Source organism: Ruegeria sp. BG11, from assembly GCF_056538565.1.
The window spans coordinates 239,489-254,855 of the sequence record NZ_JBQFTH010000006.1; the positions used below are offsets into that span (position 1 = coordinate 239,489).

General features: G+C 57.4%; 15 protein-coding genes, 1 tRNA gene and 1 pseudogene. 12 read left to right on the forward strand and 5 right to left on the reverse strand.

Going from position 1 to position 15,367, the window contains the following annotated elements:
- Window positions 1-25 precede the first annotated feature (25 nt).
- Both ACR0JF_RS12110 and ACR0JF_RS12115 read left to right on the forward strand, forming a co-directional pair.
- Window positions 26-2,310, forward strand: a pseudogene (locus tag ACR0JF_RS12110) (glycosyl hydrolase family 28-related protein).
- Window positions 2,311-2,421: 111 nt separating this feature from the next.
- On the forward strand, window positions 2,422-2,742 hold the full coding sequence (locus ACR0JF_RS12115) for an antibiotic biosynthesis monooxygenase family protein (protein ID WP_170462743.1): 321 nt from the start codon (window positions 2,422-2,424) through the stop codon (window positions 2,740-2,742).
- A gap of 21 nt (window positions 2,743-2,763) precedes the next feature.
- Here ACR0JF_RS12115 and ACR0JF_RS12120 read toward each other — a convergent pair whose 3' ends face one another.
- Window positions 2,764-3,246 carry a pyridoxamine 5'-phosphate oxidase family protein gene (locus ACR0JF_RS12120; protein WP_170661129.1) on the reverse strand — a complete coding sequence of 161 codons (483 nt, stop codon included), beginning with the start codon at window positions 3,244-3,246 and terminating at the stop codon, window positions 2,764-2,766.
- A 109-nt stretch (window positions 3,247-3,355) separates the two neighbouring features.
- Here ACR0JF_RS12120 and ACR0JF_RS12125 point away from each other — a divergent pair, with 109 nt between their 5' ends.
- On the forward strand, window positions 3,356-3,775 hold the full coding sequence (locus ACR0JF_RS12125) for an excalibur calcium-binding domain-containing protein (protein ID WP_480669366.1): 420 nt from the start codon (window positions 3,356-3,358) through the stop codon (window positions 3,773-3,775).
- A 143-nt stretch (window positions 3,776-3,918) separates the two neighbouring features.
- A complete protein-coding gene (locus ACR0JF_RS12130) occupies window positions 3,919-4,209 on the forward strand; it encodes a hypothetical protein (protein ID WP_170468737.1) in 291 nt (96 codons plus the stop codon).
- 44 nt (window positions 4,210-4,253) lie between these two features.
- On the opposite strand, the gene ACR0JF_RS12135 is transcribed toward ACR0JF_RS12130, so the two are convergent.
- Window positions 4,254-4,682: a hypothetical protein gene (locus ACR0JF_RS12135; RefSeq protein WP_170661128.1), complete on the reverse strand. Its 429-nt coding sequence runs from the start codon at window positions 4,680-4,682 to the stop codon at window positions 4,254-4,256.
- Between the two features lie 47 nt (window positions 4,683-4,729).
- Window positions 4,730-5,437, reverse strand: a complete 708-nt coding sequence (locus tag ACR0JF_RS12140) for an ORF6N domain-containing protein (protein WP_170661127.1) — start codon at window positions 5,435-5,437, stop codon at window positions 4,730-4,732.
- A 545-nt stretch (window positions 5,438-5,982) separates the two neighbouring features.
- On the opposite strand from ACR0JF_RS12140, the gene ACR0JF_RS12145 reads away from it, so the two are divergent.
- Window positions 5,983-6,471, forward strand: coding sequence for an HNH endonuclease (locus ACR0JF_RS12145; protein WP_480669369.1), 489 nt, complete (start codon window positions 5,983-5,985; stop codon window positions 6,469-6,471).
- 3 nt (window positions 6,472-6,474) lie between these two features.
- On the opposite strand, the gene uvrB is transcribed toward ACR0JF_RS12145, so the two are convergent.
- Window positions 6,475-8,661 (reverse strand): excinuclease ABC subunit UvrB, encoded by a 2,187-nt coding sequence (gene uvrB / locus ACR0JF_RS12150; protein ID WP_170661125.1) that lies wholly within the window; start codon window positions 8,659-8,661, stop codon window positions 6,475-6,477.
- A 154-nt stretch (window positions 8,662-8,815) separates the two neighbouring features.
- Here uvrB and ACR0JF_RS12155 point away from each other — a divergent pair, with 154 nt between their 5' ends.
- From ACR0JF_RS12155 to ACR0JF_RS12165, 3 genes are all read left to right on the forward strand, one after another.
- Complete coding sequence (locus tag ACR0JF_RS12155; protein WP_170661124.1) at window positions 8,816-9,127, forward strand: ETC complex I subunit; 312 nt, start codon at window positions 8,816-8,818, stop codon at window positions 9,125-9,127.
- Complete coding sequence (locus ACR0JF_RS12160) at window positions 9,128-9,604, forward strand: GNAT family N-acetyltransferase (RefSeq protein WP_170661123.1); 477 nt, start codon at window positions 9,128-9,130, stop codon at window positions 9,602-9,604.
- A gap of 21 nt (window positions 9,605-9,625) precedes the next feature.
- Window positions 9,626-9,702, forward strand: a tRNA-Arg gene (locus ACR0JF_RS12165).
- A 181-nt stretch (window positions 9,703-9,883) separates the two neighbouring features.
- Here the strand turns inward: ACR0JF_RS12165 and ACR0JF_RS12170 are convergent.
- On the reverse strand, window positions 9,884-10,948 hold the full coding sequence (locus ACR0JF_RS12170) for a Hint domain-containing protein (RefSeq protein ID WP_170661122.1): 1,065 nt from the start codon (window positions 10,946-10,948) through the stop codon (window positions 9,884-9,886).
- A gap of 256 nt (window positions 10,949-11,204) precedes the next feature.
- Between ACR0JF_RS12170 and iolG the strand changes: the two genes are divergently transcribed.
- From iolG to ACR0JF_RS12190, 4 genes are all read left to right on the forward strand, one after another.
- Window positions 11,205-12,218 (forward strand): inositol 2-dehydrogenase, encoded by a 1,014-nt coding sequence (iolG, locus tag ACR0JF_RS12175; RefSeq protein WP_170661121.1) that lies wholly within the window; start codon window positions 11,205-11,207, stop codon window positions 12,216-12,218.
- Between the two features lie 122 nt (window positions 12,219-12,340).
- Window positions 12,341-13,282: a sugar ABC transporter substrate-binding protein gene (locus tag ACR0JF_RS12180; protein WP_170378787.1), complete on the forward strand. Its 942-nt coding sequence runs from the start codon at window positions 12,341-12,343 to the stop codon at window positions 13,280-13,282.
- An 84-nt stretch (window positions 13,283-13,366) separates the two neighbouring features.
- Entirely contained in the window at window positions 13,367-14,491 is a 1,125-nt protein-coding gene (locus ACR0JF_RS12185) for an ABC transporter permease (protein ID WP_170378785.1), read from the forward strand.
- 1 nt (window position 14,492) lies between these two features.
- The gene (locus tag ACR0JF_RS12190) at window positions 14,493-15,311 is read left to right on the forward strand and encodes an ATP-binding cassette domain-containing protein (RefSeq protein ID WP_170661120.1); all 819 of its coding nucleotides are present in this window, start codon (window positions 14,493-14,495) and stop codon (window positions 15,309-15,311) included.
- The last annotated feature ends 56 nt before the right edge of the window (window positions 15,312-15,367 follow it).

Below are 15,367 nucleotides of genomic sequence, written 5' to 3' on the forward strand. Positions count from 1 at the left end.
CCGCGCGACGAGGAAAGGGATTTCTATGAACACGGCAATCACCGACGGCATTGTGTTCATGCCGCCTGCTTTCGAAAACGGTCTGGGCGTGTGGTCTGCGGGCGATGGTACGCCGGGCTCACCGACCTATGATGGCTCGGGCACCGGGGCATTTGTGCCGTCGGATGCGGATTTTGGCGGCTGTCTTGAGATCCTGAAGATCAACAGTCCGCAACAACTGCGCTACATGGGCCAACCCCGATCCTGCCGGGGTGCTATTTGCAGATCAAGGCGCGGGTCAAGGCGATCAGTGGCCCTCTGCCCGAGGTGCGGATCGCCGCCTGGGCCGGTGCAGCAGGCGACACCCATCTGACAGGCGTGATCGAGCAAGGCCCAGCCACCCAGCTGACAAGTTATGGCGCAGTGACTGAGATCACCGCGATTGTGGGCACCGGGCGACGTCCCGGCGTGGATATGGCTTGGGGTGTAAGTGCGCTCTACGGTCATTTCGGTATTGATATTGAGGGCGCCAACGGGGCCGTCATCCGCGTCGATGATCTGGAGATCACCGATGTCACCGGCGTGTTCCTGCGTGAGATCATCAGCCGTGTGGACGTGCGCGACTATGGCGCGGTGGGCGACAGCATTGCCGACGACTCGGCCGCGTTCGAGGCGGCGGATCAGGCCGCTGGAGGCCGCCGCATTTTTGTGCCCCAAGGCACCTATCGTCTGGCCGAGAACACCACACTGTCTTCTGAGGTCGAGTTTGAAGGCACGGTCACGATGCCTGACGACAAGATGCTTTTGCTGCTGAAAAACTATGACCTGCCCGCCTATATTGCAGCTTTCGGGAATGAAGAGCTGGCCTTCAAGAAGGCGTTTCAGGCGTTGCTGAACAACTCGGACCATGAATCGCTGGATCTGGGCGGTCGCAAGATCGAGGTGACGGCCCCAATCGACATGTTTGCCGCCGTTCCCAACAAGCCGGGGTTTTCGACCCGTCGTGTCATCCGCAACGGTCAGTTCGATGTCAAAAGCAGCTCGGCTTGGGATACCGAGACCTTCACCTCGGTCGCGACCTATGATCCGGCGGATTCGACCCGTCTGACCAATGTGGCCAACGTGGCGAATATCCCCATCGGCTCGCTGGTTCAGGGCAGCGGCGTCGGACGCGAGATTTACGTGCGCGGCAAGGATGAAAGCGCCGGAGAGCTGACGCTGAACGCACCGATGTATGACGCGGCAGGCACCCAGACCTTCACCTTCGTGTCCTTCAAATACCTGCTGGATTTCGGCAATTTCGGAGTGCTGCGCAAGTTCGGGATGGAGCAGATCGAGTTCCAGTGCAACGGCCGCTGCAGCGCCATTCGTCTGGCACCTGCGGGCAGCACGTTCTCATTGTCGGATTGTTTCATCAGCCGTCCGCTGGATCGCGGCATCACCTCAATCGGGACGGGCTGTAAAGGGATGCTGATCGACAATTGCCAGTTCCTGTCCTCGGAAGAGTCCTTCATTGTCCCGGATCGCAAGTCGATCGCGCTGAACACTACCTCGAATGACGTGAAGATCCGCCACAACCGGGCAGTGCGCTTCAAGCATTTTGCGGTTATCGGCAGGGACAACAATATGATCCTTGGCAACCACTTCTTCCAGGGCGACAGTATCCCGCAGGGGGTGCGGACCGCAGGGCTGATCATGATCGGCACCTATAACAGCTCGACCATTGCCGAGAACTACGTGGACAATTGCTTTGTGCAGTGGACGAATGAGCGTGACACGACGCCCGCCTATGTCTCGGGCTATTCCTTCAGCGCTATGAGCATCACCGACAATATCTTCTATTCCAGCGAAGCGCCGCCCTGGTTCAGCTATATTGTGATCCGTCCGCACGGTCCGGGGCATTTTCTGAACGGGCTGGCGGTGACCGGCAACAAGTTCCGCTCTAACGGAACGGACCTAGAGCGCGCCGACCGGGTGGATACGTCCTTTGCGGATCTGGATGCGGATCAGCACATCAACGTCACGTTCAGCAACAACACCTATCACGGTATTGACGCCAAGGTCGAAAACCCGCTGCGGGTGCGGCACAGCCAGAACTCGGCCTCGCAGGTCTGGACCATCGACTCGGACGGTCGGTTGCCGTTTGGCGCCAAGGCGCGCAGTTGTGATGCGGTGGCGGTTCTGGGGCCGCTCAGAACGGCGCTTGGGTCGGTGCGCTATTCCTTTCCCTATGCCGATGTCGAACAGGGCAGCAATGGCGACACCGTCCAATTGCGCTGGGCCGAAAGCCTGAGCGGTGATGTCTCGGTACAAATGCGTCTGGAAGAGTAGAGATACCAGCAAGTCGCCCCTTTAACGGGGCGACTTCGCTTTGGGCGGCAGGAAAGACAAGACGTTTGGGAATCCTGTGCTAGGCTGAGGGTAAGCCAAAGGAGGACTCAGATGCCGACCATAGCCAAAACCGCCAGCGTTCAGACCGTTATCACGACATTTGAGATGACACCCGGCACCTGTCAGGACCTGCTTGAGGCGCTGACGGATGCCTATTCCGAATTCATCTCAAAACAGCCTGGTTTTGTATCCGCCGGCCTGCATGTCAACGACGCACAGACCCGGATTGCCAATTATTCGCAATGGGAACGGCGCGAGGATTTTCTGGCCATGCTACGCACCCCGGAAATGCGCGACCGCAACCGCAAGATCAATGAGCTGTGCAAGAGTTTCGAGCCGGTCATGTATGACGTGGCTGAGACATTCAATTGACGCAGGTCCGGTGTCCCGGTGTCAGATGTCTGTAGCTTCGACGCGGTAAGCTTTGCCAAACCCGCCGTTCAGCAGCCCATCTTCAATCTCAAAGCGGACAAAGCTGAAATCGGCGAAATCTGCATAGAGTTTAGCCTTGGGGCGCAGTGACAGATACCTCTGGCGGAGGTTGTCATGATGCGCCGTTCCCCTTGCAACCAAACGAGCCGTCGCGTGCAAGGTCAGCCGAGGATGCGTCAGCGGATCCCCCTTAGGGCCTGGATCCCCGATCAGAAGGGCGCAGGCAGGGTTGTTCTGTAGCGCCCGGCTATGATCCGACAGGCTTGAAATCAACGAGATCGGCTGCCCCTTGGCGTCTGTTGCCAGCGCAATTCGCGATACTGATGGCAAAGCGGTGCTCGGTCTCAGAACGGCGAGCGCAGCATGAGTCGCCTCATCCATCAATTCGCGGATCAGGCCCCGGGCGGTTTCGTCCAGCGGTTGGTAGGGGTCTTTGGTTGGCATTGTGCCTCGCATTGGTGAGCGTGAGGGTAATCCTATACCCGCTGATCTTTGTGTGCGAGCCGTGTTCTGCCTCGGCTTCGCCACAAAGTCCCTGTATCGCGATGGCATGATGTTTCGCAAATCCAATCTGGACGAACCCTTGTCGACCAAACGTCAGCGCCGGGCTGAAGCCGCCCGGCGACGCGCACTCTCTCCGGTGCGTATTCTGCTTATGGTTCTGTGCCTGCCGCTGACCGTCGCGTTGATCTCTTTCAACATGTTCGTGCGCCTTTCGGACTATGGTCGGGATGAAGCTATGGTCCATCTGATCGCGCTGGCCGGCTGCGATGCCTCTCGGGCCGTTGGGTTCGGCACCTTTTACGAAGGTTATGCGGGCTATCATCCGCGCAACGACCCCGACGGTGATGGAGTGGCCTGTGGACCGGATGTGGCGCAGCGTCAAACGGCCCCCTCGCCAAGTACGACCACGCCCCGCGAAACAACCGCCAACCAAAGGTCCTTGGGCAACGCCAAGTTCATCAAGCCCTAAAACCCGTGGGTTGAGGGCCGTTACCTCCGCGACCGCTTGGCCTGTGACGCTGCGGGAATCTGCCAGTTCATGCTATGATGCACGGCGTTGGTACCAGTTTGGTGCCTCCATCGGGCAATTTTGCCCAGCTTGGGAGGACAAAGATGTTTGCACGCGTAACTCAATTTAAAATGAAGCCCGGCACGCGCGAGGCGGCCACGGCGAAGATGAACGAATTGAAATCTGAAATCATGGGCATGCCCGGCATGCACTGTTTTACCAACGTGATGAACGAGGATGGGACCGGATATGTGATCTCGGTGGTCGAAAGTGAGGATATCTCGAACGCAAACGCTCCAAAAGTGGCCGAGCTTTGGGGGCATTTCGCCGAGTTCATGGAAGCGCCGCCAACCCCAGCAGGTTTTGACGTGATTGCCCATTGGGACAAAGGCTGAACGCACGTTTGATCGGAGGCCGATCCGCGCCACTTCAGGCAATGCTACGAGAGCAGAGACGCTGCACAGGTGCGAAACTTGCGCACCTCTGGCGCTGCACCTTCCAGTGAGAATTCACTCAGGTGGTCTTGCGTGAAGGCATAGGCTGTTTGGTTAAACTCAAGGCCATCCAAGACGTTGCCAAAACCGGTGTCTGAGACGAACAAGGACATCGCATCGTCCGACAGCTTGTGTCGTGGCGTTCCGATCTCAATCGAGTTTGGGCCTTCAAACCGCATGGCAAACCACGGCGTTTGCGTCCAGCCTTCGGCGCGGCGTGTGATTTCGAGGGTATAGAGCGGCTGCGCCGGATCGTAAGTGAGCCGGATCTCCTCTGCTTCGGTTTCGTGTGTCAACGTGCAGATATCGCCAATCGTGGCGTTCCACGCATAGGCGGGGCTGCCGAGCAGCAGTGAGAGCAGGACAAAGCGCATGGCATGGAACCTAGCCGCAGATTGCCCTTTGGCAAGTGTGTGACGGGCTAACCCTTCATTGCATTCAACAAGTCCAGCAGCCGCTTTCGGTCATCATCGTCAGCATAGTCACCGGTGGCCAAGCGCTGGGCAATGCTCAGTCGCAGGCGTTCCTGCTGGGTGCGGACATCTTCGCTGGCGGTTTCGGCCAGGGTTTTCAAGATCGCCGCCACGGCCTGCTTGCGATTGGTGCTGGGGCTGGCGATATAGTCAACAAGGCTTTGCTTACCGGAATCGAGGATGTTTTCGGCCAGATCGCGCAGTTGCGCGCCATTGGGCAGCAGCGGGGTGGGGGCGTCTTCGGGCGGCAGGATGTCCGGTACGCTGCGCGGGGTTTCGGCCAGCGCATTTGCACCGTCGACAAAGGCCTCTGTGATCATCCGGGTGATCCTGATCGCGCGCGGGTCCTTGAACAGGGCCGAGGCGATGGCCACGCCGTAATCCGTATAAACCCACGGGTTGATCCGCCGCCCGCCGCGGCCTTTGGGTTTTGAGATCACATTCTGTGATTGCAAATCGGCGACCTCGGCGTCGGTCAGCTGAAAGCGGTAGCCCTCGAACAGGTCCTTGTTGCGCGAGACGGCCTGATTGAAGGCGCTGACGGATTTTCCGTAGAACTGCGCCAGATCTTCGGCCAGCACCACTCGGGTGCCGCGCACCCGGTGAATGGCGCTTTGGACCTCATGCGTTGAGGGGAGGTTTTTGTGGTTCGTCATGGCAACCGTTTGGAATCACAATTTGTGATTTCAAACGTGGAGGAGAGGGCGCTGGGCTGCAAGGGTGGAGTGCAAAGCTTGGAAACTAATCAATACATACGGATATCACAGCCGCTTGATTGTGTGGCGCTATTTGGTAACTACCCAACATGGTTAAGGCTGTCTTCATTGCTTCGTCGCATTCTCACTACAAAGACCGACCCGGTGAAGTATACCATTTTCCGAAACGGCAATACATGTCTCGCGTCGCGCAGACAGTTGGAGACTGGGTAATATTCTACGCAGGCCGCCTGGGCGGGAACCGAGGTTATTACGCTGTCCAACGTGTCGAGAAAGTAGTCGACGATCCCGCAGATGCCACACATGCATACGCCATCCTAGATCGCAGTACTTTGTTAGATTTCGAAAACGAAGTGCCGCGCGTCGATCCATTGGGCAATACGTATGAAAGCGGGCTTCCACCCTCTGGAGGCGTGAATGCCTCAGCGGTCAGACTGATATCAGACGCGGACTTTTCTCGGATAGTGAATGAAGGAATGAGAGAGGTGAGTGACGCTGAAGCAATTCCTCGTCATGACGGCTTTTCAGATATCCAAGCTCCGTTTCATGTTCCAAGTAATTTCTCTGAGGTACGCGAGAGAATTCTAACTTCAAGAGCCTTTCGAGATGCCAGTTTCGCTAGGCAAGTTAAGCGAGCCTATCAAGCTCGTTGCGCAATGTCAGGATTGGAATTGCGAAACGGAAGTGGGCGCCCGGAAGTCGAGGCCGCACACATTGTTCCCGTGAGTGAAAACGGGCCAGACAGTGTTAAAAATGGTATGGCTCTATCGGGAACAATTCATTGGATGTTTGATCGTGGTTTGCTATCGGTAGATGAAGATCTCTCGATACTAATCGCTAAAGACAGCGTTGCTGCACCAGTGGCCGACAGGTTGTTTACACCTGAACGAGAACTGATCGTTCCAGACACATTTACGCTACGTCCGCACGAGAAGTTTTTGAATTGGCATAGAACCAATCGTTTCAAGGGCTGAGCGTCACCGCTTGCGCCTCTTCACATTACCACCCCGCTGCCCCGGCCGTCCGGCCGTTGACCGTCCGCGTGATTTCACTGCGTCTTCCGAGGCTTTCTCGACCGCCCATTGGCGCGCCATGGGGTCGTCGGCGACGGCGAGGTCGACCGCTTCCAGACGTTTGATCTCATCCCGGATGTTGGCGGCATCTTCGAATTCCAGGTTCTCGGCGGCTTTGCGCATCTTCTCGCGCAGGCCGTCCAAATGGGCCTCGAGATTGGCACCGTGCATCGGCTTGTCGATGGTGGCGGTGACGCGGTTCATGTCGACATCGCCTTCGTAGAGACCGGCCAGAACGTCCTCGACATTCTTCTTCACCGTTTCGGGCGTGATGCCGTGTTCCTCGTTATAGGCGATCTGCTTGGCACGGCGGCGGTTGGTCTCGTTCAGGGCGCGCTCCATCGAGCCGGTGATCTTGTCGGCATACATGATCACCCGACCATCAGCGTTCCGCGCAGCACGGCCAATGGTCTGGACCAGAGAGGTCTCGGACCGTAGGAAGCCTTCTTTATCCGCGTCAAGAATGGCGACCAGCCCACATTCGGGAATGTCGAGCCCTTCGCGCAGAAGGTTGATACCGACCAGCACGTCGAACGCCCCCAGCCGCAGGTCGCGCAGGATTTCGATCCGTTCCAGCGTGTCGATATCCGAATGCATGTAGCGGACCTTGATGCCCTGTTCGTGAAGGTATTCGGTCAGGTCCTCGGCCATACGTTTGGTCAGGGTCGTGACCAGCGTGCGGAAGCCATTGGCCGAGACCTTGCGCACCTCGTCCAGCAGGTCGTCGACCTGCATCGAAACGGGACGGATTTCGACCTCGGGGTCCAGAAGGCCGGTGGGGCGGATCACCTGTTCGGTGAAAACGCCGCCGGTCTGTTCGATCTCCCATTTCGCAGGGGTGGCCGAGACAAACACGGATTGCGGGCGCATCGCGTCCCATTCCTCGAACTTGAGGGGGCGGTTGTCCATGCAGGAGGGCAGGCGGAACCCGTGTTCGGCCAGTGTGAATTTACGCCGATAGTCGCCCCGGTACATGCCGCCGATCTGCGGGACGGAGACGTGGGATTCGTCGGCAAAGACGATGGCGTTGTCGGGGATGAATTCGAATAGGGTCGGGGGCGGTTCGCCCGGCGCGCGGCCGGTCAGATAGCGCGAGTAGTTCTCGATCCCGTTGCAGACGCCGGTGGCCTCCAGCATTTCCAGATCGAAATTGGTGCGTTGCTCCAGACGTTGGGCTTCCAGCAGTTTGCCTTCGCCCACCAGTTGGTCCAGCCGGATGCGCAGTTCCTTTTTGATCCCGATGATCGCTTGCTGCATCGTCGGTTTCGGCGTCACGTAGTGCGAGTTTGCGTAGACGCGCACCTGCTCCATCGTTGCCGTGCGTTCGCCGGTCAGGGGGTCGAATTCGGTGATCTGTTCCAGTTCCTCGCCGAAGAAAGACAGCTTCCAGGCGCGGTCCTCGAGGTGGGCGGGCCAGATCTCCAGCGAGTCACCCCGAACCCGGAAGGACCCGCGCTGAAACGCCTGATCGTTCCGGCGGTATTGCTGGGCGACGAGATCGGCCATGACCTGCCGTTGATCGTATTCATTGCCGACCTTCAGATCCTGCGTCATCGCCCCGTAGGTCTCGACCGAGCCAATACCGTAGATGCAGGACACCGAGGCGACGATGATCACGTCATCGCGTTCAAGCAGCGCGCGCGTTGCCGAGTGGCGCATCCGGTCGATCTGTTCGTTGATCTGCGATTCTTTCTCGATATACGTGTCCGAGCGCGGCACGTAGGCCTCGGGCTGGTAGTAGTCGTAGTAAGATACGAAATACTCGACTGAGTTTTCGGGGAAGAAGCCTTTGAATTCGCCGTACAGCTGCGCGGCCAGTGTCTTGTTGGGTGCAAGGATGATGGCGGGGCGCTGCGTTTCCTCGATCACCTTAGCCATGGTGAAGGTCTTGCCCGTGCCGGTCGCGCCAAGCAGAACCTGATCGCGCTCGCCGTCCAGAACGCCGCCCGCCAGCTCTTTGATGGCTGTGGGCTGGTCCCCGGCAGGCGCAAAATCGGTGTGCATCACGAACGCCTTGCCGCCCTCAAGCTTGAGGCGGGCGCGGACGTCTTCTGAGGTCAGCTGGGTCTTGTCGGAATGAGCATAGGCCATTGAGGGGGGATTCCTTTCGCGCCTGATTTTGATCTGTTTTTGTTCCGGTTCAAGGGGGCATTTCCATTGCACGCAATTGCGACAATTGCGGACTTGTCCGAATGGATGCTGTGACGCATAAACAAAGCCAGCCAAGTGAGTACGGAGAGGCGAGATGCGCGCACGGATTTACCAGCCTTCGCGGAATGCGATGACCTCTGGCATGGCCGAGACCCGCAAGTGGGTTTTGGAATATGCGCCTGCGTCTTCGCGTGAAGTTGATCCGCTGATGGGCTGGACCTCATCCGATGACACCCAGACCCAGGTGCGCCTGAAATTCGATACCAAGGAGGAGGCGCTGGATTACGCCAAGGACAATGGTATCGACGTGCAGGTCAGCGAGCCGCACAAGCGCAAGCCCAACCTGCGTCCGCGTGGGTATGGCGAGAACTTCGCAACGGACCGTCGCAGTCCCTGGACGCACTAAATGATCGAAATTCGACTGGCCGATCCCATGTCGGATGTCTTGCGCCCTGTTATTGAGGCGCATTTTGCCCATAGCGAACAAGCGGGTCCGGCGGAAAGCAATCATACCATGGGACCCGACGCCTTGTCGGGTGACGGCATCCGCTTCTGGGGTCTTTTCGAAGAGGGTCGCGCCTTGGGCTGCGGCGCGTTGAAGACGCTGCCAGATGGTACGGCCGAAGTGAAATCCGTTCACGTTGTCGAAGCCGCACGCGGGCGCGGTCTGGCGCGGATGATGATGGCGCATCTTGCCGATCTTGCAGCCAATGAGGGCACAAAGGCGCTTGTGCTTGAAACGGGTGCGGCACATCTGCCGGATTATGCGGCTGCGCGTAAGCTCTATGAGGCGCTGGGTTATTCCTATTGCGGCCCGATCCATGGGTATGAAGAGGATCCAAACAGCGCCTTCATGCGCTTGGCTCTTGAACCCCGCCCTTAAAACCAGCAAGAAGGGCGCAGCGGTCCCTTAGCTCAACTGGATAGAGCAGCTGACTTCTAATCAGCAGGTTGAGGGTTCGAGTCCTTCAGGGATCGCCATTTTCACTCAAATCAAACGCACGGCTTGTCCGACCTGTAGTTCGTTTTGGCGGGAAGGGTCAGAAGGGCTGGCTGAGGGGGTCGCGCCAGCCCTTCTTTAGAGGGTTACTGAGTGGTAGGTAAATCAGTAACCAATGATTAACAAATGCGCACAGCGCGCGAAATTGGGGGATTCCCGTAGTTACTGTGCCGCTACGCGGGATCCTGTGGTGTTCAAACGGGATAGATGGGACCTGAGAACAGCCGCTTCATGTGGTTTCAGAATGGGTGCAGCCGTCGGCCCATAAGCGTCGGAAGTTACCCGCAGCTCGGGGAAAAGTGACAGTATTTCAGCGCGCTGCGGGCGATCCAGCGCTCCGATCGAAGTCGGGGTCACAAAAAAACTCTCGCTAAGGACGCCTTCAGATCTGATGATCTGATGCTGATCGAACATAATATGCCAATAGCTGACATGCCCGCCTTCGCGAATCGATACTCCGTCCATGCCGCATAGGAACTTGGCTGCCACCAATGCGTGGGGCGCGCCAAACAGAAGCTCGGCTACGCTGGTGTCGATCATCATCCGGTGCTGCTGCGAGACGACTAGTTGTCTCGGGTTCCCCAGCGTGTTGGGGGCAAAGACCACAGGGGCAAAGCGCCCGGTTGCCGGAACGGATGTGCTCCCGATCCACAGAACTGGCTGCAGGCCGTTGTCCCGTGTCCAGACCTTTTGACCGACGTGGATCTGCTGCACGGGAACCGAACCGTCGGCTGTTTCGATCAATGTGTCCTCAGCAAAGCAAGCCACATAGTCCGAATACAGCGAAGACCCCGTATTTGATCCCGCAACCTTGAAATAGGACGCCCCATCTATCAGCCGCTCTGAGGCTGCAAAACCCCAGACATCCGAAGTCACGCCGCTTTGCGAAAAGACATACAGCCGGATGACAGGGCCGGTCTCTAGGCCGTTTTCGTCAAGTTGCCGAATGTCGATGAAGGATTCGGATTCAACGGGCGTTCCGTTGGCTACAATCCCGCCGCCATCGGTTATGGTATGGCTGAAGGCCTGATCATCTTCGAACACATCCGGAGTGCCCGAGGTGTCACCCACGGTGACCGTGGTTCCCCCACCCGAAGTATATTGAAAAACGGTTCCAGTCGGCGTGTCCGAGTTGTTGCGGATCGGTGTGCCTACAATCCCAGCGCTGGGGCTGGACGTGACCATCATGTTTTCGCTGTCGATCGAAAAGAAACTTCGTAGAACCATCACACACCCATCATGTTTACTATTGCTTTGAGCTGCCCGAACAGACCATTCGCGACGCACCCTAGGGTGGTTCTTGGCCTCGACCAATTCACGTCATCTTGAGCGTCAGGCTTATTGAAGCTTCGCGAATTCAATTGTTGTTGCGGTGCCGATTGCATCGCAAGCAGACCTTGATCGGTGGCCCGGTTATAAAGTTATTGCAACCGGTTGCAAAAAAATCCATTGTTGCGCCAGATAACAGGATTCGAGGGTTTGGATGTTGAAGGTTGGGTTGCTGGGTGCCGGACGGATCGGGCGGGTGCATGCGCGGGCGATTTCGGCCCATCCGGGCAGTGTGCTATTTGCGGTCTCGGATGCCATGGCTCAGGCGGCCGAGGATCTGGCCCTTGAGCACGGCGCCGAGGCTCGAGCCTCGGACCAGATCATAGCTGATTCTGAAATTGACGCGGTGCTGATCGCGACGCCGACCGACACGCATTCGGACCTGATCGAAGCCGCAACAGCGGCGGGTAAAGCGGTTTTGTGCGAAAAACCCGTGGATCTCAACCTCCAGCGGGCCATTTCCTGCCTGCAGTCGGTTGCGGCTCATGGTCAGCCCGTGATGATTGGTTTCAACCGTCGGTTTGATCCCAGCTTTTCGGCATTGAAAGCAGCTGTGGATGCAGGCGAGATCGGCAAGGCCGAATTGCTGTCGGTCACCTCGTTTGACCCAGCTCCGCCGCCGGTGAGCTATGTCAAGGTTTCGGGCGGCCTTTTCCGGGACATGATGATCCACGATTTCGACATGGCGAATTTCCTGATGGGTGGGGTTCCGACGACGATTTCCGCTGTCGGCGCGTCGATCGTCGACCCAGAAATCGGCGCGGCCGGAGACGTGGATACCGCCGTTGTCACAATGACTTACGCGGATGGTCGTATCGCGGTCATCAAGAATTCACGCCGGGCAGCCTATGGCTATGATCAGCGGGTCGAGTTGCTGGGTTCCGAAGGTCTTCTGCAGGCGCAGAACATGCTGGAAAACACGGTTGTCAAATCGACCTCTTCCGGCGTTGTCGGCGCTAAACCGACCTATTTCTTTCTGGAACGCTACATGCCTGCCTACCAGGCGGAATGGGCCGCTTTTGTGGAGGCAGCGGCCTCGGGCACGCAGGTTCCGGTCTCGCTGGAAGATGGGGTCGCAGCCCTCGCAATGGCCGAGGCGGCAACGATATCGGCGCAGTCCGGTAGGCCGGTTCATCTGGCTGAAGTTTTGAAACCGGTTGCAAAATGATTGAATTTCTTCAAACTGAAAACAGCTCGGATACTGACCCGGGCAATACAGATTCGGCCCAACCGAATAAATGGGGCTGATAGCCTAGGACGAAAACAGACGGTTTTATGGGAGGAAACCAAATGAACAAGTTTGTGAAACGAGTACTGATGGCCAGTGCTGTCGCGGTGGCGGCCGCAAGCGGTGCCGCGGCTGAAGGCGAAAAGTACATCCTGGTCAGCCATGCCCCTGACAGTGACAGTTGGTGGAACACGATCAAGAACGGTATCGCTTTGGCCGGTGAGCAGATGGGTGTCGAGGTGGAATATCGCAACCCGCCCACTGGTGACCTTGCGGATATGGCGCGCATCATTGATCAGGCTGCGGCCTCCGGTCCCAATGGTATCATCACCACGTTGGCTGACCCGGATATTCTCGAAGGCCCGATCAAAGCTGCTGTAGATTCCGGGATCGACGTGATCATTATGAACACTGGGACACCCGACAAGGCGCGCGAAGTTGGCGCCCTGATGTATGTCGGGCAGCCCGAATACGACGCCGGCTACGCGGCTGGTCTTCGGGCGAAAGGTGACGGCATTGGCTCTTTCCTTTGTGTGAACCACTATATCGTCCAACCATCCAGCCAAGAGCGTTGCCAGGGCTTCGCGGACGGCCTGGGTATTGAACTTGGTGAACAGATGATCGACGCGGGACAGGACCCGGCGGAGATTAAGAACCGCGTTCTGGCCTACCTGTCGGCGAACCCAGAGACGGACGCTGTTTTGACGCTTGGCCCGACCTCTGCCGATCCAACCATCTTGGCGCTTCAAGAGAACGGCATGGCCGGTGACATTTATTTTGGCACGTTCGATCTGGGTGGCGAGATTGTCAAAGCCATCAAGGACGGTACCATTCAGTGGGGAATCGACCAACAGCCGTTCCTGCAGGCCTACCTGCCGGTTGTTGTTCTCACTAACTACCACCGTTACGGCGTTCTGCCAGGCAACAACATCAACTCTGGCCCCGGTTTCGTGACCGCGGACGGCCTGGAGAAAATCGAAGAATTCGCGGGCGAATACCGCTGATCTTCTTAACTGAGCGGGCGTGCTAGGACGCCCGCTCAATCCTACTTCCAAATTTTCTGGATCACCCGCGAGGGGAGGACCACAATGTCTGAGTCAGCTCAATCCACAGCAGTTGAAGATGAACGGATCAAAGAGATCTCGCCGCTGCGCCGTGCTCTGATCCGCCCAGAGCTGGGTGGAATTGTCGGCACCGTCGCCGTATTCACGTTTTTTCTGTTGTTTGCCTTCGATAGTGGCATGTTCACCAGTCAGGGTGTGCTGAACTGGTCAATCGTTTCGGCGCAGTTCATGATCATTGCCGTAGGGGCGTGCCTGCTCATGATCGCAGGCGAATTTGACTTATCGGTCGGTTCGATGATCGGCTTTGCCGGGATGATGATCGCGATCTTCTCAGTCACACTCAGCTGGCCCGTGTGGATGGCTATAATTGTGACGTTTGCTCTCTGCGTGTCGATTGGGGCCTTGAACGGTTTTATCGTGGTGCGAACTGGCCTGCCCAGCTTTATCGTGACTTTGGCCTTTCTGTTTATCCTACGCGGCTTCACCATTTATCTGCCGCAAACCATTGAGCGGAAGACGATCATCGGCGGAATCAAAGACGTCGCGGAAGGTGACTGGCTGGCATCGATCTTCGGTGGCAAAGTCGGACAAGGGTTCTTCACCTGGCTTGGCGAAAACGGCTTGATCGAAACGTTCGAGCGTGGAACGCGCGCGGGTCAGCCTGTTGTTGACGGTATTCCCATGCTGATTGTCTGGGCCATTGGTATCATTATTTTTGGTCACGTACTGCTTACCAAAACCAAGTTTGGTAACTGGATTTTCGCAGCGGGTGGCGACGCCGAGGCAGCGCGAAATTCAGGCGTGCCAGTGAACAAAGTCAAAATACTGATGTTCATGTTCACCGCCTTCTGCGCCACGGTCTTCGCAACTTGTCAGGTTATGGAGTTCGGCTCGGCTGGCGCGGACCGTGGTTTGCTTAAGGAGTTTGAAGCGATTATTGCGGTTGTAATTGGCGGCGCGCTGCTAACCGGCGGATATGGCTCGGTTCTGGGGGCTGCTTTGGGCGCTTTGATTTTTGGCGTGGTACAGCAGGGGCTGTTCTTTGCCGGCGTAGAAAGCTCATTGTTTAGGGTCTTCTTGGGGATCATCTTGTTGGGTGCCGTAATCCTGAACACCTATATCCGCCGCATCATCACAGGAGAACACTGAGATGACTGATGATACCAAGTTCCACCATGGGGACGTGCAGGATAACAAGCCGATCATTCGTATGGTCGACATCCAGAAACACTTCGGCTCGGTGATTGCGCTGGCCGGCGTCAGCTTTGATCTTAAACCGGGGGAATGCCACTGTCTTCTCGGCGACAATGGTGCAGGCAAGTCGACTTTCATCAAGACGATGTCGGGCGTTCACAAACCAACTTCGGGCGAGATTTTCTTCGAAGACAAGCCGATGCATTTTGAAGACCCGCGCGATGCTATTTCAGCGGGGATCGCAACAGTGCATCAGCATTTGGCCATGATCCCGCTGATGAGTGTCAGCCGCAATTTCTTTATGGGTAACGAACCTACGCGCAAAGTGGCGGGAATCAGCTTCTTCGATAAGAAACTGGCTGACGAAATCACTATGGAAGAGATGCGCAAGATGGGCATCAACCTGCGTGGCCCGGATCAGGCTGTGGGCACCCTGTCTGGAGGGGAACGCCAGACGGTTGCGATTGCGCGCGCGGTTCATTTCGGTGCTAAGATTCTGATTTTGGACGAGCCAACCTCGGCCCTTGGGGTGCGGCAAACTTCGAACGTGCTGGCGACCATCGACAAGGTGCGCAGCCAAGGCGTCGGTGTGGTTTTCATCAGCCACAACGTGCGCCACGCGCTGGCCGTCGGCGACCGCTTTACCGTGCTGAACCGGGGCAAAACGCTGGGCACCGCAAAACGCGGTGAGATCACACCTGAAGAACTACAGGACCTGATGGCAGGAGGGCAGGAATTGGCCCAATTGGAAGGGTCACTGGGCGGAACGGTTTAACACCGTTCCCCCAAAATTGGACCAACCGGTCCGACATCCAACGAAATCGCAGAATT

Excerpts from the sequence above, each read along its gene's own strand:
- ACR0JF_RS12115 (WP_170462743.1), top strand. The coding sequence starts at position 2,422 with ATGCCGACCATAGCCAAAACCGCCAGCGTTCAGACCGTTATCACGACA.
- ACR0JF_RS12120 (WP_170661129.1), bottom strand. The coding sequence starts at position 3,246 with ATGCCAACCAAAGACCCCTACCAACCGCTGGACGAAACCGCCCGGGGC.
- ACR0JF_RS12125 (WP_480669366.1), top strand. The coding sequence starts at position 3,356 with ATGTTTCGCAAATCCAATCTGGACGAACCCTTGTCGACCAAACGTCAG.
- ACR0JF_RS12130 (WP_170468737.1), top strand. The coding sequence starts at position 3,919 with ATGTTTGCACGCGTAACTCAATTTAAAATGAAGCCCGGCACGCGCGAG.
- ACR0JF_RS12135 (WP_170661128.1), bottom strand. The coding sequence starts at position 4,682 with ATGCGCTTTGTCCTGCTCTCACTGCTGCTCGGCAGCCCCGCCTATGCG.
- ACR0JF_RS12140 (WP_170661127.1), bottom strand. The coding sequence starts at position 5,437 with ATGACGAACCACAAAAACCTCCCCTCAACGCATGAGGTCCAAAGCGCC.
- uvrB (WP_170661125.1), bottom strand. The coding sequence starts at position 8,661 with ATGGCCTATGCTCATTCCGACAAGACCCAGCTGACCTCAGAAGACGTC.
- ACR0JF_RS12155 (WP_170661124.1), top strand. The coding sequence starts at position 8,816 with ATGCGCGCACGGATTTACCAGCCTTCGCGGAATGCGATGACCTCTGGC.
- ACR0JF_RS12160 (WP_170661123.1), top strand. The coding sequence starts at position 9,128 with ATGATCGAAATTCGACTGGCCGATCCCATGTCGGATGTCTTGCGCCCT.
- ACR0JF_RS12170 (WP_170661122.1), bottom strand. The coding sequence starts at position 10,948 with ATGGTTCTACGAAGTTTCTTTTCGATCGACAGCGAAAACATGATGGTC.
- iolG (WP_170661121.1), top strand. The coding sequence starts at position 11,205 with ATGTTGAAGGTTGGGTTGCTGGGTGCCGGACGGATCGGGCGGGTGCAT.
- ACR0JF_RS12180 (WP_170378787.1), top strand. The coding sequence starts at position 12,341 with ATGAACAAGTTTGTGAAACGAGTACTGATGGCCAGTGCTGTCGCGGTG.
- ACR0JF_RS12185 (WP_170378785.1), top strand. The coding sequence starts at position 13,367 with ATGTCTGAGTCAGCTCAATCCACAGCAGTTGAAGATGAACGGATCAAA.
- ACR0JF_RS12190 (WP_170661120.1), top strand. The coding sequence starts at position 14,493 with ATGACTGATGATACCAAGTTCCACCATGGGGACGTGCAGGATAACAAG.